The sequence below is a fragment of the Streptomyces sp. NPDC006261 genome (genome assembly GCF_040613515.1).
Lineage (GTDB): Bacteria > Actinomycetota > Actinomycetes > Streptomycetales > Streptomycetaceae > Streptomyces.
The window spans coordinates 1-23,385 of the sequence record NZ_JBEXSI010000071.1; the positions used below are offsets into that span (position 1 = coordinate 1).

General features: G+C 69.0%; 14 protein-coding genes and 6 pseudogenes. 11 read left to right on the forward strand and 9 right to left on the reverse strand.

Translation table 11 applies throughout. From position 1 onward, the window contains the following. The first annotated feature begins 181 nt into the window (after positions 1–181). Together ABZ154_RS30805 and ABZ154_RS30810 are read left to right on the forward strand one after the other, a co-directional pair. On the forward strand, positions 182–655 hold the full coding sequence (locus ABZ154_RS30805; RefSeq protein WP_356837662.1) for a hypothetical protein: 474 nt from the start codon (positions 182–184) through the stop codon (positions 653–655). Beyond that, positions 655–1,293, forward strand: a complete 639-nt coding sequence (locus ABZ154_RS30810) for a hypothetical protein (protein ID WP_356837663.1) — start codon at positions 655–657, stop codon at positions 1,291–1,293. Before ABZ154_RS30805 ends, ABZ154_RS30810 begins: the two co-directional genes overlap by 1 nt. 64 nt (positions 1,294–1,357) lie before the next feature. Here the strand turns inward: ABZ154_RS30810 and ABZ154_RS30815 are convergent, their stop codons facing one another. Next, on the reverse strand, positions 1,358–3,151 hold the full coding sequence (locus ABZ154_RS30815; RefSeq protein ID WP_356837664.1) for an acyl-CoA dehydrogenase: 1,794 nt from the start codon (positions 3,149–3,151) through the stop codon (positions 1,358–1,360). 537 nt (positions 3,152–3,688) lie between these two features. Here ABZ154_RS30815 and ABZ154_RS30820 point away from each other — a divergent pair. From ABZ154_RS30820 to ABZ154_RS30835, 4 genes and pseudogenes are all read left to right on the forward strand, one after another. Continuing rightward, positions 3,689–4,536, forward strand: a pseudogene (locus tag ABZ154_RS30820) (IS5 family transposase). Next, complete coding sequence (locus tag ABZ154_RS30825) at positions 4,533–4,937, forward strand: hypothetical protein (RefSeq protein ID WP_356837665.1); 405 nt, start codon at positions 4,533–4,535, stop codon at positions 4,935–4,937. Before ABZ154_RS30820 ends, ABZ154_RS30825 begins: the two are co-directional and overlap by 4 nt. A 75-nt stretch (positions 4,938–5,012) precedes the next feature. Continuing rightward, a pseudogene (locus ABZ154_RS30830) lies at positions 5,013–5,912 on the forward strand (IS30 family transposase); the annotation flags it as partial. Positions 5,913–5,916: 4 nt separating this feature from the next. Further along, positions 5,917–6,213 (forward strand): annotated as a pseudogene (locus tag ABZ154_RS30835) (integrase core domain-containing protein); the annotation flags it as partial. 29 nt (positions 6,214–6,242) lie between these two features. Here ABZ154_RS30835 and ABZ154_RS30840 read toward each other — a convergent pair. Further along, entirely contained in the window at positions 6,243–6,542 is a 300-nt protein-coding gene (locus tag ABZ154_RS30840; protein WP_356837666.1) for a hypothetical protein, read from the reverse strand. 248 nt (positions 6,543–6,790) lie between these two features. Continuing rightward, positions 6,791–9,523, reverse strand: a complete 2,733-nt coding sequence (locus ABZ154_RS30845; protein ID WP_356837667.1) for a hypothetical protein — start codon at positions 9,521–9,523, stop codon at positions 6,791–6,793. A gap of 303 nt (positions 9,524–9,826) precedes the next feature. Here ABZ154_RS30845 and ABZ154_RS30850 point away from each other — a divergent pair, with 303 nt between their 5' ends. Next, on the forward strand, positions 9,827–10,798 hold the full coding sequence (locus tag ABZ154_RS30850) for a LysR family transcriptional regulator (RefSeq protein WP_356837668.1): 972 nt from the start codon (positions 9,827–9,829) through the stop codon (positions 10,796–10,798). Between the two features lie 77 nt (positions 10,799–10,875). On the opposite strand, the pseudogene ABZ154_RS30855 reads toward ABZ154_RS30850, so the two are convergent. Continuing rightward, a pseudogene (locus ABZ154_RS30855) lies at positions 10,876–11,136 on the reverse strand (hypothetical protein); the annotation flags it as partial. Between the two features lie 340 nt (positions 11,137–11,476). On the opposite strand from ABZ154_RS30855, the gene ABZ154_RS30860 reads away from it, so the two are divergent. Next, positions 11,477–12,285 (forward strand): IS5 family transposase gene (locus tag ABZ154_RS30860; protein WP_356837670.1). Its coding sequence is split into 2 segments (ribosomal slippage): positions 11,477–11,825 and positions 11,825–12,285, totalling 810 coding nucleotides; the frame shifts between segments, so codons are not numbered across the junction. Positions 12,286–12,805: 520 nt separating this feature from the next. Here the strand turns inward: ABZ154_RS30860 and ABZ154_RS30865 are convergent. Together ABZ154_RS30865 and ABZ154_RS30870 are read right to left on the reverse strand one after the other, a co-directional pair. Beyond that, a complete protein-coding gene (locus tag ABZ154_RS30865; protein ID WP_356837671.1) occupies positions 12,806–14,551 on the reverse strand; it encodes a DUF4157 domain-containing protein in 1,746 nt (581 codons plus the stop codon). A gap of 121 nt (positions 14,552–14,672) precedes the next feature. Then, a pseudogene (locus tag ABZ154_RS30870) lies at positions 14,673–14,768 on the reverse strand (pyridoxine 5'-phosphate oxidase C-terminal domain-containing protein); the annotation flags it as partial. Between the two features lie 270 nt (positions 14,769–15,038). On the opposite strand from ABZ154_RS30870, the pseudogene ABZ154_RS30875 reads away from it, so the two are divergent. The 3 genes and pseudogenes from ABZ154_RS30875 to ABZ154_RS30885 all read left to right on the forward strand — a co-directional run. Beyond that, positions 15,039–15,164: pseudogene (locus ABZ154_RS30875) on the forward strand (hypothetical protein); the annotation flags it as partial. Positions 15,165–15,412: 248 nt separating this feature from the next. Next, positions 15,413–15,793 (forward strand): SH3 domain-containing protein, encoded by a 381-nt coding sequence (locus tag ABZ154_RS30880; protein WP_356837672.1) that lies wholly within the window; start codon positions 15,413–15,415, stop codon positions 15,791–15,793. Positions 15,794–16,793: 1,000 nt separating this feature from the next. Beyond that, the gene (locus tag ABZ154_RS30885; protein ID WP_356837673.1) at positions 16,794–17,384 is read left to right on the forward strand and encodes a hypothetical protein; all 591 of its coding nucleotides are present in this window, start codon (positions 16,794–16,796) and stop codon (positions 17,382–17,384) included. A gap of 21 nt (positions 17,385–17,405) precedes the next feature. Here the strand turns inward: ABZ154_RS30885 and ABZ154_RS30890 are convergent, their stop codons facing one another. The 3 genes from ABZ154_RS30890 to ABZ154_RS30900 form a co-directional block, all read right to left on the reverse strand. Then, positions 17,406–18,239 carry a site-specific integrase gene (locus tag ABZ154_RS30890; protein ID WP_356837680.1) on the reverse strand — a complete coding sequence of 278 codons (834 nt, stop codon included), beginning with the start codon at positions 18,237–18,239 and terminating at the stop codon, positions 17,406–17,408. Positions 18,240–18,608: 369 nt separating this feature from the next. After that, positions 18,609–20,360 carry a ThuA domain-containing protein gene (locus ABZ154_RS30895; RefSeq protein WP_356837674.1) on the reverse strand — a complete coding sequence of 584 codons (1,752 nt, stop codon included), beginning with the start codon at positions 20,358–20,360 and terminating at the stop codon, positions 18,609–18,611. Continuing rightward, positions 20,357–23,194, reverse strand: a complete 2,838-nt coding sequence (locus ABZ154_RS30900) for a PQQ-dependent sugar dehydrogenase (protein ID WP_356837675.1) — start codon at positions 23,192–23,194, stop codon at positions 20,357–20,359. Before ABZ154_RS30900 ends, ABZ154_RS30895 begins: the two co-directional genes overlap by 4 nt. Between the last annotated feature and the right edge of the window lie 191 nt (positions 23,195–23,385).

Genomic DNA, 23,385 nt, shown 5'->3' on the forward strand with positions numbered 1-23,385 from the left:
CCCGCTTGAACTCCTCGGTGTACCGCTTCGTGTACTTGCTTCCCACCTGGTGCTACTTCCTCTGGAACCTCGGGTCCCAGTCTCCAGGTGTCCACAATCAAGGGGAAGCTTCACCCAGCTGCTCGGCTTCAGTGCCGAGGACACCGCCATCGGGCACTTAGAGCTGTTCCGGACCGAGCCGGTGCTGCCTGTCGCAGCGCCCTCCCCGTACCTGGCCCGCCTGATCGACGGTCAGCGCGAGATCGCGTGCGCGATCACCCCTGACGGGCGCAGGGTGGCCGCCAACGCCGCTTTCGCGGCGCTGTTCCCCGAGGGCGGTCCGCCGGCCAACCTGTGGCGCTGGGCGCTGTTCAGGCCGGACGCGGAGAAGGTCCTGCTGGATTGGGAGCAGGCATGGGCCCCGCGCCTGCTGACCGAGGTCAAGCTCATGTGCCACCGCGCACAGCGGGACAGCGCGGCTCTGCGCTTCCTGTCCGAGGATGCCGATGACGCCCGGCTGCGGGGGATCGAGGAGGCCGGCAGCGGGCTCGACGGCGCGTCCCTGCCGCTGCACCACCCGGCACTCGGCGGCGGGACCGCGCACCTGCTGACCTCGCGGACCACCGGCGCGAGCATCCTGACACTCATTTTCGAACCTGGCGCTGAGGAGCTGTGATGCACATTCTGATACCGAAGGACCCCGTTTTCATGACGCGGTTCCTGGAGATGGAGGAACCCCTTCTCCACTCCCTGTACTACCTCCACCTCGACCACCTTCCTCAGGACCAGGCCGAGACGATCCGCCGGGCCTACGAGGGCTGGGGCGACATCCAGGCGGCAATCCCTAAATTCCTCAGCTGGCACACGCCGTCCGCATTCGAGCTGGTCGCGTCACGTCAGGAGCCGGAGGGCTACCGCCTCCACAGCCCCAGCGGTGAGCCGCTGATCAGCCTGTACGCAGTAGAGGTGAGCGTCGAGAGCCTCAGCAACCTGACGGAGTGCCTCACGCTGCTCATAGAGGCCGAGAAGGACCTGAGCGGTCCGCTGGCCGGAGCGCTCCACGAGATCAGGGATCCTGGACGGGACCGAGACATGGTCGACAATGTCCGCCGGGTCCTGCGGGCGTTGCAGATACCGGCGCCCCTCACCCTGCTCGCGGCACTGCGGGAGGCGGCACCGGCCGGGGCGGCGCGGGAGATTTCCCTCGACGCCGCGCAGCACTCCGAGTACGTGGCCTACCGCGACAAGTTCTGCTTTGCCCTGAGCACCGGTGACTGGTTCATGTACACGATGCACCGCTCCCTGTACCTCTGACCCGTCGCTCCGGCCGCCGCCCCGCTCGGCGGCCGGGGCCGATTCCCCTCCTTCACCGCCCTGGTCAGGCGCTGAGCATCGGGTGCGTCGCCAGAATCTCCTCGGATATACCGAACGCCCCGGTCAGGGTGAGCGCGTGCGGCTCCAAGGTGCCGAGAACCTCCTCAACGGCGTCAAGCAGGCTCTCGACCTGATCGGCCGTCAACCGCCCCCGTACCAGCAGGTCCCCGCTGTGCGCGGCGACCCGGCGCAGGGCGAACAGGGCATGCAGCCCGCGCAGCAGGTCCGCCGGCAGTCCGGAGGGAAGCTGATCAGCGGCGGTCAGCAGGGACTCGGCGGCGAGCCGGTGGACGTGTGCGTCCGCCAACGCCACGGCGGGCGTCACCGACGCGTTCCAACGGGCCAGCGGGGAGGTGGCGCGCTTCCTGAGCCGGGCTTTCGCGCGGGTGTGGGATATGCGCTCGATGTCGGCAAGGAGGTCCTGGAGGAACTGGGGATCGGTCAGCTCCCGGTCCTCGGCCGCGATCTCGCTCTCCGGCTTGAGGTCGACACCGCCGAGCAGCATCTCGCCCCCGGCCTTCTGCATGATCACCGTGTTGTCGCCCTCGGCCGTGATCGTGCCCTCGATCGAGGCGAGCTGCAGCGCGATGCCGTTCGCCTGGATCAGGCCCTGGGCGCCGCACCGTTCGCGGCACTCGGTCATGACCGCCCGGGCGCGCCAGGTGATCCACGCCTTACTGATCGCCGTCAGCCGCTCGTACGCCTCGCGTTCCTCACCGGTCGCCCGGTCCCACTGCCGCACGACCGACCGCTGGAGCAGCGTGGCGGCGTAGGTCGTTGCCACGGCGTCGAGCAGGGGCTTGTGGTGCCCGCGGTGCGCGATCAGCGGCACTCGCTGCCCCTTCGTCATGCCCGAGGTCACCCGGGTGTGGGCGTAGCGCATGGCGACGTCGAGAGCGTGCCGCATGACGCCGAGGCTGTGGGCGGTCATGCACAGCTTGCCCATCGTGACCCGTCCGATGGACTCCAGGAACCGGCGGCGGGGGCTTCCGAGCGCGCTGGTGAACTCGCCATCCGGGGTGAGGCGGCCGTGGTCGCCCTGGAGGAGAGCGTCGAATGGCAGGCGGACATCGTGGAACGTCGTGGCGCAGTGGTCGACGGGGCTGCTGGTCGTCTGGGGCAGTGGCCGTACCTCCACGCCAGGCAGGGGGTTGCCGTCGCGGTCGCTGAGCGGTGTCAGGAACAGGAAGACGCCGTGGTCGGTTTCGTCGACGATCAGGCGGGCCGCGACGACTGCACCCTTCGCCCCGCCGGCCGGGCCGGTGTTCGGCATGAACTTCTGCGCCCCCGCGTGCGGGGTGTTCAGCACGAACTCGCGCGCCGCTCGGTCGAACGTCGCCGTGGTCTCCATATGTACGGCGTCATTGCCATGGGCAACCTCGGTGCAGAGAAACGTACCTATGCGCTTAGCGCGGACGTACTCGCCCAGGTCTCGCCCGGCCGCCTCGTGGTCGACCAGGCTCCCGAAGAAGAGGTTGTAGTGGATGGAGACGATGGTGGCCATGCCCGGGTCGACCGCACCGGCCCACTCGTGGATGGCGGTGAGTTCGGCCGGGTCGCTCGCGAGGGCCAGTGGAGCCTCTACCGCCTCGTTGACCAGCCGGAGCCGGTCGTAACTCAGGTTTATTCGTTCTCGGTGGGTCAGCCCTTCCTCGAAGCGGAACGGGGCGGAGCTGAAGAGGCGCCTCCACCGCTCGTGAGTCGTATCCAGCTGCCCGGCGAACAGGACGTCGGCGAGAGCGGCGGAGACGGGCGCGAGGGAAACGGATGCGGAATCCGGAATCTGAGAGTCAGTCACACCAAGAAAAGCTAGCCTGATCGATCACCTCTGACGCAGTGAGGATCAACACGATTGAGCTGGGTGAAAACACGGTAGGTACCCGCTCCGCCACTCACTTCCACCTGCTCGGCGACCGCCGACCGCGAGCTGACCGAGACTGCTCGAAACGCGGTCAGGGCCGCTCAGCAGGCTCGGGAACGGGGTACGGAACGGCCCTTCATCGAGGGGTGCGGCGCCACGGGGGAAGCACCGCACCCTGTGATCAGCCTAGCGACGTCGCAGAAGACCGTACGCGGCGTGCGCACTTCAACGGCACGGCCAGCGCCTGCGGATGAGGGCTCGCGCAGCGCCGCGACGGCCTGCTTGCCCACGATCCTCTCCTGTGCCAGCAGTACCGCCCCGCGCCCGAAACCCGCTTTTCCTCCTGCATTCGTTGCGAATAGAGCGGAGTGAGAGGGCGGTTCGTGAGTCTTTGAGTGTTTCTGTCGTCGCCTGATGGTGTGGGTGCGGGTGGAGTCCGCTGGTCCGCGGCCGGTGGTCTGCTGGGGTGGCGGGGTGAGTGAACGGAAGCCGTACCCAAGCGACTTATCGGATAGGCAGTGGTCGTTGATCGAGCCGGTGATCACAGCCTGGAAGGACCGGCACCGCTCGGTCAGCGGCCACCAGGGCGCCTATGCGATGCGGGAGATCGTGAACGCGATCCTCTACCAGGGCCGGACCGGCTGCCAGTGGGCCTACCTCCCCCACGACCTGCCGCCGAAGAGCGCGACGTACTACTACTTCGCCGCCTGGCGCGACGACGGGACTGACCAAATCATCCATGAACTCCTGCGCTGCCAGGTCCGTGAACAGGCCAGCCGATTAGAGGACCCGACCCTGGTGGTGCTGGACACCCAGAGCGTCCACGCGGCTGCCGGGGTCCCCGCCTCGACGACCGGCCGGGATCCTGCGAAACGGGTGCCGGGCCGCAAGCGGGGGCTGGCCGTGGACGTGCTGGGCCTGGTCATCGCCGTCATCGTCCTCGCCGCGAGCGCGCATGACAACGCCGCGGGCATCGCCCTGCTCGACCAGGTCGCCGAGAACGCCGGAGGCGCCGTCGAGAAGGCGCTGGTCGACCAGGGCTTCAAGACCGCCGTGGTCGCCCACGGCTCCTCGCTCGGGATCGACGTCGAGATCGTCGAACGCAACCCGCAGGACAAGGGGTTCGTCCCGCAGCCGAAGCGGTGGAGGGTCGAGCAGACCTTCGGGATCCTGATACTGCACCGGCGCCTGGTCCGCGACTACGAGCACGCCCGGCCTCCTCCGCGTCCCGCGTCTACTCGGCGATGACCCAGGTCATGGCCCGCCGGCTCACCGGCGCGAACACTCCCACCTGGCGCGACCCGCAGACGGTGACCGCGTGAACATCCAGCCCCTCCTCGACGCGCTCGGCATCCAGGAGGACGCCGCCCGGGCCCTGGCCGACGACCTCCGCACACAGATCGTCGAACTGCAGACTCGACTGCGGGAAGCCGAGACCCACCTCGAACACCTGGCCACCACCCGCAAGACCGTCACCGCCCTGGGCGAACGGCTCCCCAACCACCCGGTCTCGCCCGACCTGCCCGAGCACCCGGACTACCCCCGCACCCTCGCCGTCTTCAACGAGGCCACCGGCCAGCTCCGGGCTCGCGATGTCTGCGAAGCCCTCGACCACGAACTACTGCCCAAGAACATCGAGGGCACCCGCGCCAAGCTGAAACGCCTGGTCAAGCTCGATGTCCTCGCCGAGATCGACGCCGGCAGCTTCACCAGGAAGCAGTAGCCGACCGAGCGCCGTGACCAGCAGCCCTGCCCCAGCCCCACCCGGAAATGGACATCAACTCACGAACCGCCCTCTGAGTACCTTCAGGAGAGGTTGTCGGGGAACGTTCACCGGCCTGACGGGACGGTCGTCGCAGGACCGCAGACGCCGCCGTGGAAAGGGCTGAACAAGCCACACCGGCAAGACAGGCGGTGCGCGACACCATGGAGCCCGGAACAGATCTCGCACCGGTTCAAGGCCGACTTCCCCGAGGATGAGTCCATGCGCATCAGCCACGAGGCGATCTACCAGTCGCTGTTCATCGAGGGCCGCGGTGCGCTCAAGCGTGAGCTGGTCGCCTGCCTGCGCACCGGACGGGCGCTTCGAGAGCCTCGGTGGAGGTCACGGAACAAGCCGCAAGGGCATGTCACCGCGGATGTCGTCCTGAGTGAACGTCCTGCAGAGGCCGCAGACCGCGCGGTCCCGGGGCATTGGGAAGGCGATCTGATCATCGGGACGGGCCGGTCCGCGATCGGCACGCTCGTCGAGCGCAGTAGCCGATCCACCCTCCTGGTGCATCTGCCGCCGGTGAAGAACGGCCCGGCGTTGGGCGGTTACGGCGCCGTCGCGATGAGCACTGCCCTGACGGTGTCGATGACGAAGCTGCCCGAGCAGCTCCGCAAGACACTGACCTGGGACCGCGGGAAGGAACTCTCCGGGCATGCCCAGTTCGCGCTCGAGACCGGGACGAAGGTGTTCTTCACCGATCCGCACTCGCCCTGGCAGCGACCCACGAACGAGAACACGAACGGGCTGCTGCGTCAGTACTTCCCGAAGGGCACCGACCTGTCCCGGTGGTCCGCCGAGGACCTCGAAGCCGTCGCCCTGGCGATCAATAACCGCCCCCGCAAGATCCTCGGCTCGAAGACCCCAGCAGAGGCCTTCGACGAACAGCTACGCTCACTGCAGCAGCCCGGTGTTGCAACGACCGGTTGAACTCGCCCAGTACAACGCGGCAACCTTCGCCGAGGTCTGCCTGCGGCACGGCATCCGCCGCAGCATGGGCCGCGTCGGCTCCAGCTACGATAATGCCCTCGCAGAGTCCTTCTTCCAGGGCCTCAAACGCGAACTGCTTCACGGACGCCGCTGGACATCGAAGGCACAGACCCGGCTCGAGCTGTTCCGCTGACTGTCGTACTACAACCGGCGCCGTCGCCACTCCGCACTCGGCTACCGCACCCCAGCCGAGTCCGAACAACAACTCAACACGACACGTACGCTGTCACTCGTCGCATGAAACCCGGTGTCCACTCCCCAGGATCAACCTCACTCATGCTGCTCGCCCCATACCGCTGTTCCCGGGCGGCCGGCCCGGCGTCCGTTGATGGACGGCACCGCGGCCTGCTCAGCCGTCGCGAGGACCGCCCGGCCAGAGTGCTTCCCGCTATAGAGAGCAGCGCCGGCCGCCCTGTGCAACGCGGCCAGGTCGCGGGTGCCCAGCATGTCCGGGGCCGCTGCGCCGATCGAGGCGGCGACGTCGACGGTGCGGCCGTCGTCCAGGGTGACTGGGGTGTGCAGCATCCGGACCAGCTGCTCCAGGCGGACCTGGCGACGGTCCGCAGCCAAGCTCAGGAAGGGCGCGGAAGCGGTCACACGCTCGTGGACATGCGGCCGCGCTCCGCGAGGCAGGAGCCTGCGGAGCGCGGCGTGTGTTGTTCATTTGAGTGTCTGAGCATCCGTCACGCCCCGGGCGGGGGTGTCCGCCGGCACTCCCGGGCGTCCCGGAGCGCCGGCGGACGATTCCGCAGCCCCACCCGGTCGGCGGACTTCGGGCCGACTCGGCAGCGCAAGGGCCTACGTCACCCGTGCCTGTGTCAGCGAAGCGGGATGGAGTCGATCACGCGCTGCGGAATCGTCCAGGCCCCCGTGGTCTCGGTCGTTACCACCCGCTGGCCTTCGCCCATCAGCCAAACGGTGGCCGCGTCCGGCGACTTGATGCGTGTGCCGTCGGCGATTCTGGTGGTGAGTGCGGTCCAGATGCGTTGTGGAACAACTTGCATGGGTCGGTTGGCGTAGCCGCTGGCGGTGAGTTCTTCGATGTTGGCGAAGGTGATTTTTGCGCCTCCGACGATGGCTGCCTGGCCGGTGGAGCCCGCGTCCTTGATGCGGGTGCCATCGGCGATTCTGGTGGTCATGGCGTCCCAGACTCGTGCGGGGATGACCTGGCGGGGGTTGCCGCCGTATCCGGCGGTGTCGCGTTCGGCGGCGGTGTGGAAGTCGACGCGCGCGCCCCCGATGACCGCGGCCTCGGACGTGGCTCCGCTCTTCGCCAACCGCGTACCGTCAGCGATCTTGGTGCCCATGGCGTCCCACACCCGAGGCGGCACGATCAGCAGGGGTTCGGCACCGTAGCCTGCGGCCTCCAGTTCCTCCATGCTCTGGAAGGCGACCACGGCTCCGCCGACCACGGCACCCTGCGCGGTGTTGTCGCTCCTGCCGAGCAGCGTGCCGTCCGCGATTTTCGTGCTCATGGCGTCCCAGACCCGTGCGGGAACGACCTGGCGGGGCTTGTCGCCATATCCCGCGGCGTCGCGTTCGGCGGCGGTGTGGAAGTCCACGCGCGCGCCGCCGATGACCGCGGCCTCCGACGTGGCTCCGGCCTTCGCCAGCCGCGTACCCTCCGCGATCTTGGTGGTCATGGCGTCCCAGACCCGTGCGGGAACGACATGGCGGGGCTTGTCGCCGTACCCGGCCGCGTCGCGTTCGGCCTCGGTGTGGAAGTCCACGCGCGCGCCGCCGATGACCGCGGCCTCCGACGTGGCTCCGCTCTTCGCCAGCCGCGTACCGTCCACCATGCGCGTCGGCAGGGCGCTGAACGCCCGGCTCGGCACAGCCCGCACCTTCGAGGCCCAGTCCGTGCCGAAGCCCGAATCGATCACCTCTTGCGGACTGCCGAAGTTCACCCTGCCTCCACCCATGATCGCGGCCACGGGAGTCGAGCCCAGCGAGCCCTGGATGAGCGTGCCGTCCTTGGGGATCGACGGGAGGGTGTGGAAGTGCCGCGCCGGAATGCCTTGGACCTTCGAGGCCCAGTTGGTGCCGTAGCCGGAGTCGATGACCTCCTGGGGGCTGTCGAACGGGAGGGCCGCACCACCGAGGATCATCGCGACGGGCGTGGAGACGCCGCCTGCGGCGCCCTGTACGAGCGTGCCGTCCGCGGGGATCGCCCCGAGGTTGTGGTAACTGCCGGGAGAGATCGCCACCACCTTGGCCGCCCAGTTGCTGCCGTGGCCGGAGTCGATGACCTCCTGCGGGCTGGCGAAGGGGATCAGCGCGCCGCCGACGGTCGCCGCCACCGGCAGGTCCGTGGAGCCTGCCTTCGCCTGTACGAGTTGACCGTCCGCCGGCAGGGTGTTCATGTGATCGCGCGCGTCGACGGACCACGAGGACACCTTCACCGGCGTGCCGCAGGTGACGGGGGCGGCGCAGGTCTCCTGCCACAGAGGGGCGCCGCCTACGAAGAGGTGGATCCGCCCGCGCTGGTCGATGACGGTGGCCCCGTTGCGGGGCGTGGCCGGTCCGGCGTTGATGACGGCCTGCGTGGTGGGGCGGGGCGTGGTGGTGCAGATGCCGTCGCCGCAGGTCGCCTGCCACACGGGCGCGCCGCCCACCATCTTGTAGATGCGACCGGTGTCGGTGGTCGACAGCAGCGTGCCGTCGGCCAGCCCGTGGACGGAGGTGACCGGCTGCGGGCCCGCGGGAGGCGCCGGCGTGCCGCCGGGCGGGGGGGCACCGCCGCCACCCCTGCGGCCTCGCCCTTCAGGCGGGCAGTGAGTGCCGGCAGGACCCGTCCACATGCACATCGTCTCGGCGACCGGGATCTTGGCTACGCGGTGCGACGGAGTGTCGTTGCCGCGGCACCACACGATGCCCACCCAGTACATCATCTCGATGTTCGCGGCCTCGTAGAGGACGTACAGGTTCGTCACGAACGGTTGGAGGTGCAGGTAGGTGCCCGGTTGGACGATGGGCGAGTACTCGTTCGTCTCCGTCGTCTCCTTGACGACCGTCTGCGACCAGCCGGCCTCCAGAGCGATCTTGACGACCTTCTCGGCCTCGACGGACCCGCCAACGGAGGTCTCCACGCTCAGCGAGATCTTCTCTCCGTACGTGGCCTTCATCTGGATGGCCGCGCCGGTCCCGTTGTAGGTGCTCTTCACCCTCCCGGCCGGGACCGTATCCGTGGTGCGTCCGAGCAGACGGCGGGTCATCTGCTTGCGGAAGTCATCCGGTGTGCACGGCAACCAGATTCCGAGGGCCTTGGCCTTGCCGGCAGCAGCGGCGCTTGTGGTGTTCGGCAGCGACGTCGGGCCGGCTGCCCCGGCAGGACTTGTCGTCGTCGCCAGCAGAGAGAAGATCCCGGTGAACACGGCCACCAGAAAAACGAGATGTCTATTCCATTTTCGCATTGAATTCCCCGTATCGGACCCCGATGGGGTCGCAGTGCCACCATGCGCTTCCTGCCTGCTGCTTCCGGCTTCCCGCTTGCCCTGTGACGCGCAGAAGCCGAGCAGCCCAGGAAGGCGCCCCTGGGAGCAGGCGAACAAGCACGTCCACCGCCGCCCTCAGGCAGCCGCGGACACCGAAATGCCACCCCCGTTTCCCCGTTGTCGAGTCCCTGCCCCGCTCCGTCGCCCTGGAATCCGGGCGGCAAGCACCTGGTCCGGTGTGCCCGGCGCGCCCGGCGTCCCCGGCATCCCCGGCTGTCGTGGGAGCTGCATGCCCGCGCCATCCGGTACGGCAGCTCAGCCCAGGTCAGGCGCAGAGGCAGGCTCAGCTTGCACGGCTCGAACTGCGGCTGTCAGCAGACCAATTATTCGAAAAACGCAGCGACCGATAATATCCGCCTTATGACTCCTGGTCGAAGCGCTGACACCGCCCATCCTGGCGCCGCGGCGCCGGGAGAACCGAGCGTCCACCAGCTGCGCCTGTTCCTGGCCCTCGCCGACGAACTGCACTTCGGGCGTGCCGCCGAGCGGCTGTTCATCAGCCAGTCGGCCCTCAGCCAGCAGATCCGCGACATGGAGAAGCGCTTGAAGATGGCGCTGTTCGCCCGCACCAGCCGCATGGTCGACCTCACCCCGGCGGGGCGGGCGCTGCTGCCCGAAGCACGCCTGGTCATCGAGGCCACCGACCAACTGCGGCGCACGGCAGCCGCGCAGTGCCGTCAGAGCGACGGCCGCCTCGTGGTGGGCACCGTCGGAGCGGAGGCCGCCATGCCGTACACCCGCGCGGTGCTGCTGGAACTGCACCACCGGCACCCGCAGATGACGGTGCAGCTGCTCGGCCTGAACATCGTCGACCACATGGCCGACCTCCTCCGGCAGGACATCGACGCCGTCTTCCTCCGCCCTCCCGTACCGGACGGCATCGAGCTGCAGCACCTGGCCACCGAGCCGCGGGTGGTGTGCCTCTCCGCCGACGACCCCCTGGCGGCCCTCCCCCACCTCACCCTGGCCCAGCTGGAGGACCGGGCGGTGGTCGACGTACCCGCCCAGGTACCGCGGATGTGGTGGAACTTCTGGGCGGTCGATCCGCGCCCCGACGGCAGGCGTGTCACGTACGGACCCGTCGTGACCGACATGGAGTCACTGCTGCACACGGTCGGCCAGGGCGAGGCGGTGTGCTTCCTCCCCGCAGCCGCCCGGACGTTCTTCCCCCGCCCCGGCATCCGCTACCTGGACGTGCTCGACCTGTCGCCGTCGACGTGCGCGCTCGCCTGGCTGACGAAGCGTCGCGAGGAACCGACCATCGCCGCGATCCGACAGGCCGCCCGCTCGGTCGCCCAGCGGGACGCCGGCGAGCCGGCGCTCCACCTCTGACGCGGCCACCGCCGACACCGGCAAGCTGCTCCAGGACGCGAACCGACCGTCCAACCGGCCGACCGGCAGACCGGGCAGACCTCGATGTACGCGACGACGACCACGGTGCGCAGCGCCGTGACCCAGTACAGGAGTCGGACGCGCTCGATGTCGTCGGTGTACTGGCGCAGCCGGGGGCCGGAGGTGTCACCCGGAAGGGCTTCGCCCACCTCGGGGTCGACGGAGACGACGAGCAGGGCCCGGTCCAGAGCGCGGATGTCCGCTTCGCTGGTGACGCCCTCCAACTGCTTGGCAGCGGCATCGGAGAACGCGATCCGGGCCCGTCGCTGCGGGGCCATCAGGCGACGGCGGGGCGCTGGGCCGCGGGCCGGGCGAGATGGGCCTCGCGGAGCTCCTCCCACGGCGTGCAGTCCTCCACCGGGGGCAGGCCGTTCGCCGCGATGTCCTCCAGGACGGCGGCGAACTGGTCGGCGTTCTCCCGAGTACGGGCCGCGGGACCGCTCGTCGCGTAATTATCCGGCGGAGACCATAAAAGCCTGCTTAGAACTTCCGCACCGAAATTCCGCCGGTATTCCGGTGGACTTCATGGTGCCGAGGGGCAGTTCGCCTCGCCGGGGTCGGCAGAAGGCGACTGTCTAAGAAGTCATCTCATTTGGGCGATTCGGTATAGTGCTGGCCATGGTGGGGATCGTTGAGCGGTTGGTGCCGGACGAGTTGTGGGAGTTGTTCCAGCGGGTGGTGCCGGAGGCGTCGTCGAGGCCTCAGGGCGGTGGTCGGCGTCGGCACGGCGACCGGGAGGTGCTGGCCGCGATCGTGTTCGTGGTCACGTCGGGTTGCACCTGGCAGCAGCTGCCTTCGGCGTCGTTCGGCCCGTCCGGAGCGACTGCCCACCGGCGGTTCTCGGAGTGGTCGAAGGCCAGAGTGTGGGCCAAGCTCCATCGCCTGGTCCTCGACGAGCTCGGTGCCCGCGGCGAGCTGGACTGGTCGCGGTGCGCGATCGACTCGGTGAACATGCGGGCCCTGAAAAGGGGGACCTGACAGGTCCGAATCCTGTCGACCGGGGCAAGTACGGCTCGAAGATCCACCTGATCACGGAACGATCGGGTCTGCCCATATCCGTCGGCGTCTCCGGGGCCAACCTGCACGACAGCCAGGCCCTGATCCCGCTCGTGAAGGGCATCCCGCCGATCCGCTCACGCCGCGGACGACGACGGCGCAAGCCCGGCAGACTCCACGCCGACAAAGGCTACGACTACGCCCACCTGCGGCGATGGTTACGCGAGCGCGGCATCACCCGCCGCATCGCCCGCAAGGGAGTCGAGTCCTCACAACGACTGGGCCGCCACCGCTGGACCGTCGAACGAACCATGGCCTGGCTCGCCGGCTGCCGCCGCCTCCACCGACGTTACGAACGCAAAGCCGACCACTTCCTCGCCTTCACCAGCATCGCCTGCACCCTCATCTGCTACCGCAGACTCACCAAATGAGACAACATCTAGAGATCAAGTTAGTTCTCGGCATCCCCGCCGTCCGTTCCCGGCGCGGACCACCCCGGAGGAAGCCAGCGAAGATCCGCGCGGATAAGGCGTACTACTCCGCAGAGCACCTCCGCCGGCTCCGCCGCCGGAACCTCGTCGCACGGATCGCCCGCCCCGGTATCGAGTCGGGTGAGCGGCTCGGACGAGCTCCATCGTGCGCGACCACCCCGACGGGCGGGCCATCGTCACCGAGACCCGCACCCGCACCGGCCGCTGACAGCACCAAGGCGCTCGGGACCGCCGACGCAACGGCGGTCTCGAGCTACCCCCACCCCTGGAAGAGACGAGAGAGGGAGACCTCAGTATGAACTCCGCCATGCGCTTACCGGGCCGGATCGTCCCGCACGCACTCCTGATCACCACCACTGCCGTGCCGCTGACCGGCTGGGCCGTCCACGCCCTGACGCTGCACCGGCGTCTGGCCGACGCCCGCCGCGACCTGCTCCGTCGGCGTTACTGCGGGCCCGGCCTACTCCGTCTCCATCGCCTCGGTCTGGCGGCGGCGGTTTCCGTCGGTGTCGCTGTCCGAGTCCGTCCCGTAGTCGATCGTTGTCTTCGGTGAGCCGCCGGTGGTGGCGATGGTGATCTCGTGGTCGGCGTCGCACTCCCACTGGAGAGTGGCGTAGGTGTTGCCGATCGCTTGGTCCACGCGGTCGACGAAGCGTGTGGCGTTCTTCGCCGAGTAGCCGGGCATGCCGATGTTGGCGGCTCCGGAGATCCACAGAGGGCCGGGCCGCGCCTCCGTGCCGATGAACAGGTTTGCGTAGCAGGAGACGCAGGGGCGCTTGGTCCCGGCCAGGCTGTTCGGGATGACCTTCTCCGACTCGTCGCCGGTGAGGTGGTCGACGATCCTGCGCTCGGCGTGGTACCCGTCTTCGCCGCCGGACGCCACCGTCACCGGCTCGGCGAGTGCCTTGATGACGTTGGCGTACTTCGCGGTGACCGCCTCATCGCCACTGTCGTTGGCGATGCGCTTGTCCGTCTTGTCGGAGTGACGGGCGAGCCTGCCCTCGGCGTTGCCGCGCAGGAGGTCGTCCGAGTCGGCCGGGTACTCCTTGAGCACCTTGTTCAGGAACGCGCTGCCGCTCAGGCCCTCCAGGTGAGAGGCGAGCAAGCTGTTGGCGGCCGTGGTGTTTCCGGATATGTACAGCTTTCCTCCGTGGACCGCCGCCTGGATCTCGATCGGATTCTCCCCCTCCTCCGTGAGGTAGTTCTTCACCACGGTGGACACCCAGCGCATTGCTTGCTTGTCGCGCTCGCCCTCGTAGGACCGGGGACCCATGGTGTTGTCCGGGGTCACCTTGTAGGCGGCGTTGCTGGACTTGTAACCGGCGGCCTCCTGCGCGTTCATCCCGCCGATCTTGTGGAGCGTCATCCGGGCCCAGACCTCCGGACTCCCGTCGGCGATCCACCCCTTGGCTTCGAACTGCGACTTGACGGCGCGCGCGAAGTCCTTGTTCGCGCGCGCCTCCGGGGATGCCTTCTTCGCCTTCGGCATGCGCTGCACGGCGGGTGCAGCGGCGGCATGGCCCGGCGCGTCGGCAGCGCTCTCCTGGAGAACGGGGGCCGCCGAGGACATGACGCGGCTGGCGTTGGCCTCCGCCTCGCGTTCGAACCGGTCGGAGGGGTCGGAGACCTTGAGCCCCGACCCGTTGTCGGTGCCCGCGACGGGTCCCTGGCGCTGCTGGATGACGTGGGTCAGCTCGTGGGCGAGGGTGCGCTTGTCGGCGCCGCCGTCACCGATGACGATATGACTGCCCGAGGTGTAGGCGCGGGCGCCGACCTCCGCGGCGGAGGCCTTGGCGGCGCTGTCGTTGTGGATGCGGACGTCGGAGAAGTCCGCGCCGAGCCGGGACTCCATGTCGCTGCGGGTCAAGTCGTCGAGCGGTCGGCCCCCGGTGCGGAGCACGTCGTGCACGGCGGAGCGCCGCTGCACCTGCGGAGCGGCCGCGCGCTGCACCGCGGGCCGCTCCGCCTGCTGGTGGTCGCATCCCGCGCCGTGCTGGTGCCGCTCCTGCTCGGCTGCCTGCGCGCCGGGGTGGCCCGCGCGGCGGAGCATCTGGACGACGGCGGCGTTGCCCGCGCTGCCCTGGAGGGAGAGCAGGCCCGTGGGCTGTGCTCCGTTCGCGTCGGCCTGTACGGTCGCCGGAGTGCGGCCGGGTGTCCGGCCGGCCCTCTCGGACTCCGGTCGTCCGGCGTTACCTTTAGCGCGCATGAGGCCTCTTCCCACAGGTGAAACAGCTGTACCCCTGCCTACCGGATGCGGCGGGGCCGGGAGAAGGGCCCTGAGGGCAGCGTAGGACGTCCGGGCGGGCAGCAGGCAGGGCCGGAGGAGCTTCACGGGTCCAGGTGGCGCCCTCGCGGCGGTACCACAGCCGTACGTGCCGACGGCGCGCGTCGCCCTGGAAGAACTCGACCTCCGTCGGGTCGAGCACGGCTTCGCCCACCTGAAGAAGTGGCGCGTGCCACGCCGTCCAGGTCCCGGCCGGCCAGCACCCGGCCGATGCCGAGTACGAGGGATTCGGCTTCCTTCTCCACCTGCTTGTCGAACTTCGTTTGTGCCATGGCCGTGCCCTCTCGATCTGCGTTCCGGCACCTGGCACCCACAAGCGGACACCGAACGTACGAGCGTTGGCCTGTCGACAGGGTCCGGCGATCTGCGGGCCGGAGGCGGCGACCTGTGGACGGCCACGCGGCCCGACGAGCAGTCGCTGGAGTTCTGCCGCGACGACGAGTGCATCGAGGTGACCCCGGGGACCGTGCGTACCCGCAAGGTCGTCCTGGACCAGAAGAAGTGCGGCCGCACCAGCTCGCGCGCCAAGCGCTGACGCCGTCCGGGCCCCTGAAAGGGGCGCCCCGGGGCTTCAGCGTCATACGGACTCCCCGACCGGAACGGGCAACTTTCCCCGTTCCGGTTGGGGAGTTCTCGCGTTTCCGGCAGCTGACCGCCCCGGTGGCACTAACGTATTGCGCGGCTCCGGTGTCCGTCCAGGGGTGACACCGCTCGGCCGACCCGGGCCTGCTCCTACGTACCTGTTCCGCACCCAGAACCGACGACGCAAGGGGAATCGATTCCATGACGGTCACAGCAGCTCGCCGCACCATGTCACCCCGTCGCTCCGTCGCCCGCACGGCTGCCGTGGCGGCCCTGTCCGCCGCCGCGCTCCTCGGCGGCGGTCTCACGGCCCAGGCCGCCGCACCCGCCCGCACGACGGGCGCGGCCGTGGAGCTCGCGCCGGCCGGTGCCCTCGCCACCCAGTGCTACTACAGGGTCAACGCCGGCGGAGGTCTGCTGATCCGCAGCGGTCCCGGCACCAGCTACTCGGTCGTCGGGTCCTACGCCAACGGCGCCACGATCCTCGCGTCGGCGTCCACCACCAACGGCTTCCGCAAGGTGAGCACCGGCTGGGTCTCCTCGGCGTACACCGTCCGCATCACCAGCTACCCCTGCGAGTGACAGGGACCCGCGCCGAGGACACCGTTCCCCCAGCCCTTCGACAGGCCGCCGACCGGTCTCCGCACGCGTCAAAGCGCCTGAGTTCGCGATTTCGGAGGTGCTGGCACCACGAATTTGGCTCTGCCGCCCGGGATCCTCGGCTGTGTACGGCTCGGTTCCGGCTGACTAGGTGTCGAAGCGCATGACGTTTCGGTGTCCGAGTGCGCGAGTGCTCGGGCGCCGCGTCGGTGGCGTCGTCGATCCCGGCGACGTGTAGGCCGCGGTGAATAGGAATGCTTCCTGGCCGCAGGAGGCGAACACGCCTCTCCGCACTTCGATCAGCCGGGTGCACGGCGGGTCCTTGCCGTGCCTGCAGAACGCCCAACGCCTTCCCCTGCCAACCCCTCAGCTTGACGGCGAGCGGGGGAAGCGGTCGCCGAGGACGAACGCGGCGGGCCAGGTCTCACTCAGTACCATGCTGAGCAGGGGGGTCTGGGGACTTCAGAACCTCGCCGCGGCGGACCGAGAGGTCCTCGTTGATCCGTCGGCCGCCGAGGGCGACGGGGGCGCGCAGAACGCCCTCGCCCCAGGGGCCGATGGCATTGCACAGCAGGCCCTCAAGCGGTGGCCGGCCAGGTCGTCGTTGTGGATCCGCTGCACGAAGTCGTCGATCACGGCTGCCTGGAGGTAGACCCGGGCCAGGTAGACCACCATGCATCCGTCGTCCAGACGGACCGGGAGACGGACCTTGAGGAAGTTGCCCACGCCCCTCACCAGTGCGAGCCACTTCGGGTCAGGCAGCCGGTTCGCCGGCGGTTCCTCTTTGCGCGTACGACGTCGTATCCAAGACACCCGGCTGGTACTGAGGCCGGCCGACGAGCAGGCTCAGGCTTGTGGCTCCGGAGGTGCCGGGCGCTTGGACAGGCTTCCGGACCGGACAATGATCGGCTGATCCTCGCCGGTGGGACGAAGCCGAGAGAGGGCGTCGACCATGTCAGCCCCACTTGTTATCGTCCCCGCCGTGACTTCAGCCGATCATGTACTCGACCTGATCCGGAGCAATCCGGATGTTTCCAAGCTCCTTGAAGGCGCCTTCGACTTCGACATCTCGCGCGGTGATCACGAAGAGGACATCCGCCTGTCCTCGGGCGCTCCACTGAAGGGTTTCGCTGGTGATGCTGCTGGTGGGACGTACTTCCTGTGCGGCGAACCCGGCGGCCGACAGACCGTGGTGTATGCCAGCTCCGAGGGGCAGGCCGGCCTGATAGCTGACGACCTGACAGCGGCCTTGGAGATCATCATCGGTCTTCCCTGCTGGCACGACTGCCTGAAGTTCTCGGGCGGCGGCGATGTGGAGGCCATGCGGATTGCGGCAGGGCACCTCGAACGGGACCTTGCGGAGTACGAGCCCGACATCGATGAGCATCGCGCCCGCCTGGCCGACGCCTTGTCTCTCGACGTGACGTCCACAGCAGAACTGGTCCCAAAGCTCCGGGAAGCGGTTGCGAGAACCGAGCCCGATCATGTGCTGCTCGGCGACGAAGGGGAGGACGACGCCTATGAGTCGCTGTTCGGAACGTTCCTGCCGAACGACAATCCGGGCTGGCGCTGACCAGCAAGGTCGTGCATCGCCTCAGCCCTTCTCATTGGTCGGTCCTGGCCAGGTGATGGTGTCAGAGACGATGCGGCGAGGTCTGGCATGCCCAGGTGGATGGGGGGGCCGGCTGTCGAGCTCGGGCGAGTTGGGCCTCTGCTCCAGCGAGGCTGACCATGAGCCCCACAACGTCCCCGAGCCAGCCTTCGCCCCCGGCTTCGGCGATACGGGCGATGAAATTGTCGTGGATCTCGGCAAGCCGTTCCCGTTGGGCCGGATCTGGTCGGAGGAGCGAGCATCTGACACAAGCGTGCTCATGGATGCAGGGGATCCGAAGGCGCGTGCGCAGGTGCCGATGGACACCTTCCGCTTCTCGAAGTGGGCGAGGAAGGCGTCCCACTCCTCCTCTGTCGGAATGCGGTACTCCTCGCCGGGATGGGAGGCCCGTCGGCGGGCCATGAACGCCCGGTCGGCCTCGGTCGTCTCGGCAGGGTAGACCGCCGTGTATCCGATCGTGGTGTCGATGCTCTTGTGACCGCGGATGACCCGGGCAATGTGCGGGGGCAGTCCGTTCATGATGGCGTCGGTGACGAAGATCCTTCGAAAGTCGTGGGGAGAGAAGGACAGTGCCTCACCTTCGGCGTTGGTCAGCCCCGTCGCGGCCAGCGCGTGGTCCGGGGCGGGCGGCGGTGGGATTGGCGTTCGGCGGCGACGGGTGCGGGGTGGTTCCGGACGTGTGGGTAGACCTGGCCCCGCCGTTGACCTCCTGCACCTCCACGCCGGGTGATCGCGGGCTCGCGCAGGCTTGATGTCACCGCCGCGTCCAAGCTCGGGCGTGGTCAGCGGGCCGGTTGGGACCAAGGGCGCCGTCATGGCCTTCGCCACCGTTGGCTCCGGGCAGCCGCGCGCAGGGCGCCGGCGAGGTCGTTGCGGCTGGTGAGGATGTCGGGGTGATCCGGGCCGAGGTGGTGAGTTTCGGCGTCGAGGAACGTGAGAGCGCCCTCGGAATCCTGCCGTGATGGAGAGCTGTCAACGAGCCTGCCTCAACTCCTTTTACTCACAGAGGAGATGAAGCGCGCATGTGCAGATGACCAGCACGTGGACCTATGAGGCCGGGATCACCGGGCGAAGAACGGCGGCGGCGCGTTTCGGCGTTGCGCCCCGCCGCCGTCACCGGCCCCGTGTGGCGGCCGGTTCCGGGGTCACCGCCTCCCGCGGCGACCCCGGAGTCGAGAGGGTCGCTCAGCCGGGGAGAACCCACTTCTGGTTGGCGCCGGTGTGGCAGGTCCACAGGTGGAGCTTGGTGCCGTCCGCCGAGGAGACTCCGGAAGCGTCCAGGCACTTGCCGGAGGACGGGTTCTTCAACGTTCCGTCGGGCTGTGGCGACCATTTCTGGGCGCCCGTGCCATTGCACCCGTACAGCTGGATCTTCGTACCGTCGGCCGTACCGGCACCGCTCACGTCCAGGCACTTGCCCAGCGCCCGCAGCGTGTCGTCCGAGCCCACCGACCACCTCTGGCCTGCCGACTGGTTGCATGTCCATAGCTGGATCTGTGTGCCGTCCGCGCTCGACCCGCCGGCCGCGTCGACACACTTCCCGCCGATGCCGGTGACCGCACCCTCTCCGGGCCCGGGCGCGACGCCGAGCTCCTTGATGCGGATGTTGCGGAAGGACACGTCGTCGCCTTCTCCGTGGTTCTGCAGGCCGATGTGCCCCTGCTGGAGGCTGCGGGCGGGGTCGGTGTTGGTGAAGTCGTTGATCCTGCGGCCGTTGAGGAAGAGCTGGAGGCGCTCGCCCTCGACCCGGATCTCATACGTGTTCCACTCCCCCGGCGGGTTCAGGGCGGCGTCCCGGGCCGCCAGGTCGGCGGACTTGAAGCCGTAGACGGAACCGGTGGTGCGGTCGGGGGTGTCGGTCGCGTCGATCTGGATCTCGTAGCCGTTGTTCACGGCCGACCACGGGTCGTCGGAGGCCGGAAAGCCCACGAAGACACCGCTGTTGTCGTCCCCGCTCTGACGCCAGTCGAGCTTCAGGGAGTACGACGTGTACTCCTTGGCCTGGTACCAGTACAGACCCAGACCGCCCTGGGAGGTGAGGGTGGCGTTCGCGTGCGTGAAGGAGCCCGGGCCGGCCTGCTTCCAGCCGGTGGTGCCCGAAGAGCCGAAGAGCGTCGTGTAGCCGGTCTCCGGGCGGCAGTCGGCCTCCGTCATCTCCGCGGCCCAGCGGATGCCGCCGAGCAGGTGCCGGCGGAAGGCGGGGTCGGTGTAGGAGCCTTCGGTGTGACCGCCGCCCGTGTAGAAGGCGCGCCCGCCCCGGTAGTCCTTGCACCAGGCGATGGGGTGGTCGCCGCCCATGGTGCCGCCGCTGTAGGTGGACTCGTCGAGCGAGGCCAGGACGCGGGCCGTGCTCCGCGGGTTGGTGCGGTAGTCGTACCACTCGTCGGTCCGCTGCCAGGTGGGGCCGAGGTGGGCGGTGGCGTCGTGGGCGCGGTCCTCCACCTTGACGGTGGCCGGCTGGATGTGCGGGTGGGACTTGAACAGGGCGCCGGCCAGGCCGCCGTACCAGGTCCAGTCGTACTCGGTGTCGGCCGCGGCGTGGATGCCGACGTAGCCGCCGCCTGCCTCGATGTACCCCTCGAAGGCGGTCTGCTGCGAGGCGTTGAGGACGTCGCCGGTGGTCGAGAGGAACACCACCGCCTCGTAGCCGGTGAGGTTCGCTGGGGTGAAGGCGGCCGCGTCCTCGGTCGCCGTGACGGTGAAGTTGTTGGCGGCGCCCAGTTGGCGCAGAGCGGTGATGCCCGCCGGGATGGAGTCGTGGCGGAAACCGGCGGTCTTGGAGAAGACCAGCACGTCGTACACGGGGTCGGCGGCCGCCGACGCGCGGACGGGCGCATCCTTGCTCGGTGCCGAGGCCGTGGAGACCCCCGTGGGCAGGGCGGCGGCGAGCAGGCCGCAGGCGGCCCAGCAGGCGAGACGGGTGAGTCGTCGGTTCATGACAGGCTCCACTTCTGGTTGGCGCCGGTGTGGCAGGTCCACAGGTGGAGCTTGGTGCCGTCCGCCGAGGACGCTCCGGAAGCGTCCAGGCACTTGCCGGAGGACGGGTTCTTCAACGTTCCGTCGACCTGTGCCACCCACTTCTGGGCGCCCGTCCCATTGCACCCGTACAACTGGATCTTCGTACCGTCGGCCGTACCGGCACCGCTCACGTCCAGGCACTTACCCAGCGCCCGCAGCGTGTCGTCCGTACCCGCCGTCCACTTCTGGGCGGCCGTCCGGTTGCACGTCCACAACTGGATCTGTGTCCCGTCCGCGCTCGCCCCGCCGGCGGCTTCCGCGCACTTGCCGCCGATTCCCTTGAGGTCGCGACCGGGTACGGCGGCCCCGGTGGTGGTGAAGGTGAAGTCGTCGAGGTCGAAGAGGGAGCCGCTGCCGCCCTTGAAGACGAGGTGGAGCGTGGTGGTGCCTGCCGGACGGTTGGTCAGGTCCGCGCTCACGTCCTGAAACGTGTCCCAGCCGCCGGTGACGGGGACCGCGGCCGAGCCGAGCAGGGCGCCGGTGGGTGAGCCGGCCCGTACCTCCAGCGTGCCTCCCGCACCGCCGGAGGAGACCCGGGCGGTCAGCTTGGTGGCGTTGCCGAGGAGGTACGGGGTGAAGGAGATCCAGTCGTTGTTGTCGATGTGGCCGACCGTCCTGCCGCCGTTCGCCGTGGCCTTGTCGACGATCGTGATGCCGGCGGAGCCGCCGAAGTGCTCGGCCTGGCGTCTGCTGCCCTGGCTGATGTTCTGGTCGTGCGTGGTCAGGGCCGGCTGTCCGTTCGCCCCCCTGTCGGTGTACTCGGCGTCCCAGACGCCGAAGATGTTCGCGTTGGGGTCGTGCTCACCGTCGGCGATGGTCTGTACGGTGCCGGAGCAGCCCGTTGCGGAGGTCTGCGGGTGGCCGTGGCTGTCGTGACCGATGATGAAGGTGACCTTCACCCGGGAACAGTCGATCGTGCCGTCCTCGGGGTCCGTGACGGTGACCTTGAAGGGGACGGCCGCGCCTGGGTCGATGATGGAGCCGTCCGCGGGCAGATCGAGGGTGACGGTGGGTGCGGTGTTGCCGACGGTGATGACGACGGAGGCAGTGGCGGTGCTGCCGGTGCCGTCGGAGACGGTCAGTTCGGCGGTGTAGCGGCCGTTGGCGGTGTAGGTGTGTGAGGGGTTCGCGGCCGTGGAGGTACCCCCGTCACCGAACTTCCAGGCGTACGTGAGCGGGTCGCCGTCGGGGTCGGACGTGCCGGCCGAGGAGAACGTCACCGGGAGCGGGGCCAGGCCCGAGGTGCGGTTCGCGGTGGCCTTGGCGAGCGGGGCGCGTCCGCCGGTGACGTACTCGATCCGGTAGACCGCGCTGTTGGCGTCTCCGTTGAAGTAGCCGGTGCCGTAGTCGAGGACGTACAGCGCGCCGTCCGGGCCGAAGGCCATGTCCATGACCTGGGTGCCCTGCCAGGGGAAGGCGTTGATCGACTGTACGGTGCCGTCGGAGCCCTGCTCGATGCGCTTGATCCACTTGCGGCCGAACTCCCCGGCGAAGTAGTCGCCGTCGAAGCTCTGCGGGAACTTGACCGTGGAGGCCGAGGCCGCGTCGTAGCGGTAGACGGGCCCGCCCATCGGGGACTCCGAGCCGTTGCCGAACTCGGGGACCGAGCCCCCGTCGTACGGTATCCAGGCCGGCTGGGCCGGGGGCAGGTCGGTCAGACCGGTGTTGTTCGGCGAGGTGTTCTTCGGTGCGGCGCAGGAGAAGGCGGCGCCCGAGGTGGAGGTGGCGAAGTTGTAGTCCACGTAGGGGCTGTTGTTGCCGACGCAGTAGGGCCAGCCGTAGTTGCCGGCCTTGGTGATGCGGTTGAACTCGACCTGCCCGGCGGGTCCACGTCCCGCGTTCGCCGTGCCCGCGTCGGGGCCGTAGTCGCCGAGGTAGACGGTGCCGGTGGGCTTGTCGACGCTCATCCGGAAGGGGTTGCGGAAGCCCATGGCGTAGATCTCCGGCCTGGTCCTCGCGGTACCGGGCGCGAAGAGGTTGCCGGACGGGATGGTGTAGCTCCCGTCGGCGGCGACCTTGATGCGCAGCACCTTGCCGCGCAGGTCGTTGGTGTTGCCGGAGGAACGCTGCGCGTCGTACGCGGGGTTGCGGCCCGGGCGCTCGTCGATGGGGGTGTAGCCGTCGGAGGCGAAGGGGTTGGTGTCGTCGCCGGTGGAGAGGTACAGGTTGCCCTGGGCGTCGAAGTCGATGTCTCCGCCGACGTGGCAGCACAGACCGCGGCTCGCGGGGACGTCGAGGACCTTCTTCTCGCTGGCGATGTCGAGCGTGCCGTCGGTTCTGAGGACGAAGCGGGAGAGCCGGTTGACGCCGTCGAAGGGGGCGAAGTCCGCGGCGGACCCGTTCGCGGGGGCGTCGCCGGAGGGAGTGGTCAGCTTCGGCGCGTAGTAGAGGTAGACGAAGCGGTTGGTGGTGAACCCGGGGTCCACGCCCACGCCTTGGAGGCCCTCTTCGTCGTGCGAGTAGACGTCCAGTTTCCCCGCTGCCTTGGTGGCGCCCGCGGCGTCGGTGAGGCGGAGGGTGCCGTCCCGTGAGGTGTGCAGGACGGACCGGTCGGGCAGTACGGCGAGCGTCATGGGCTCGCCGGTTTCGGCCACCCCCTTGGCAAGGGTGACCTGCTGGAACTCGTCGGCAGCGACCCTCGGCACGGGTTCGGGCGCCGCTGCGGCGGGCCTCTGTTGGGCGGTGAGGGCACCAGCTGCGGCGAGCAAGGCGCAGGCCAGCGCCGCGACGGGTCGGGTGAGTCTCCTGTGCACGCGCATCCTCCGTGTGGTGACGGGGTGAGGTCTGGAGCACAGGCGCGCGCCGTCGCGCCGGAGGCATGGGTGCCCCCGGGGGGAGGGAGGAGCACTCAGGCCTTGTCGTTCGTACAGAGCAGGAAGGTAATGGCTTTTCCGCGGACCAGAAAGCCCTTTGACGTACCTGGCCTCAACTTTCTCTACTAGGG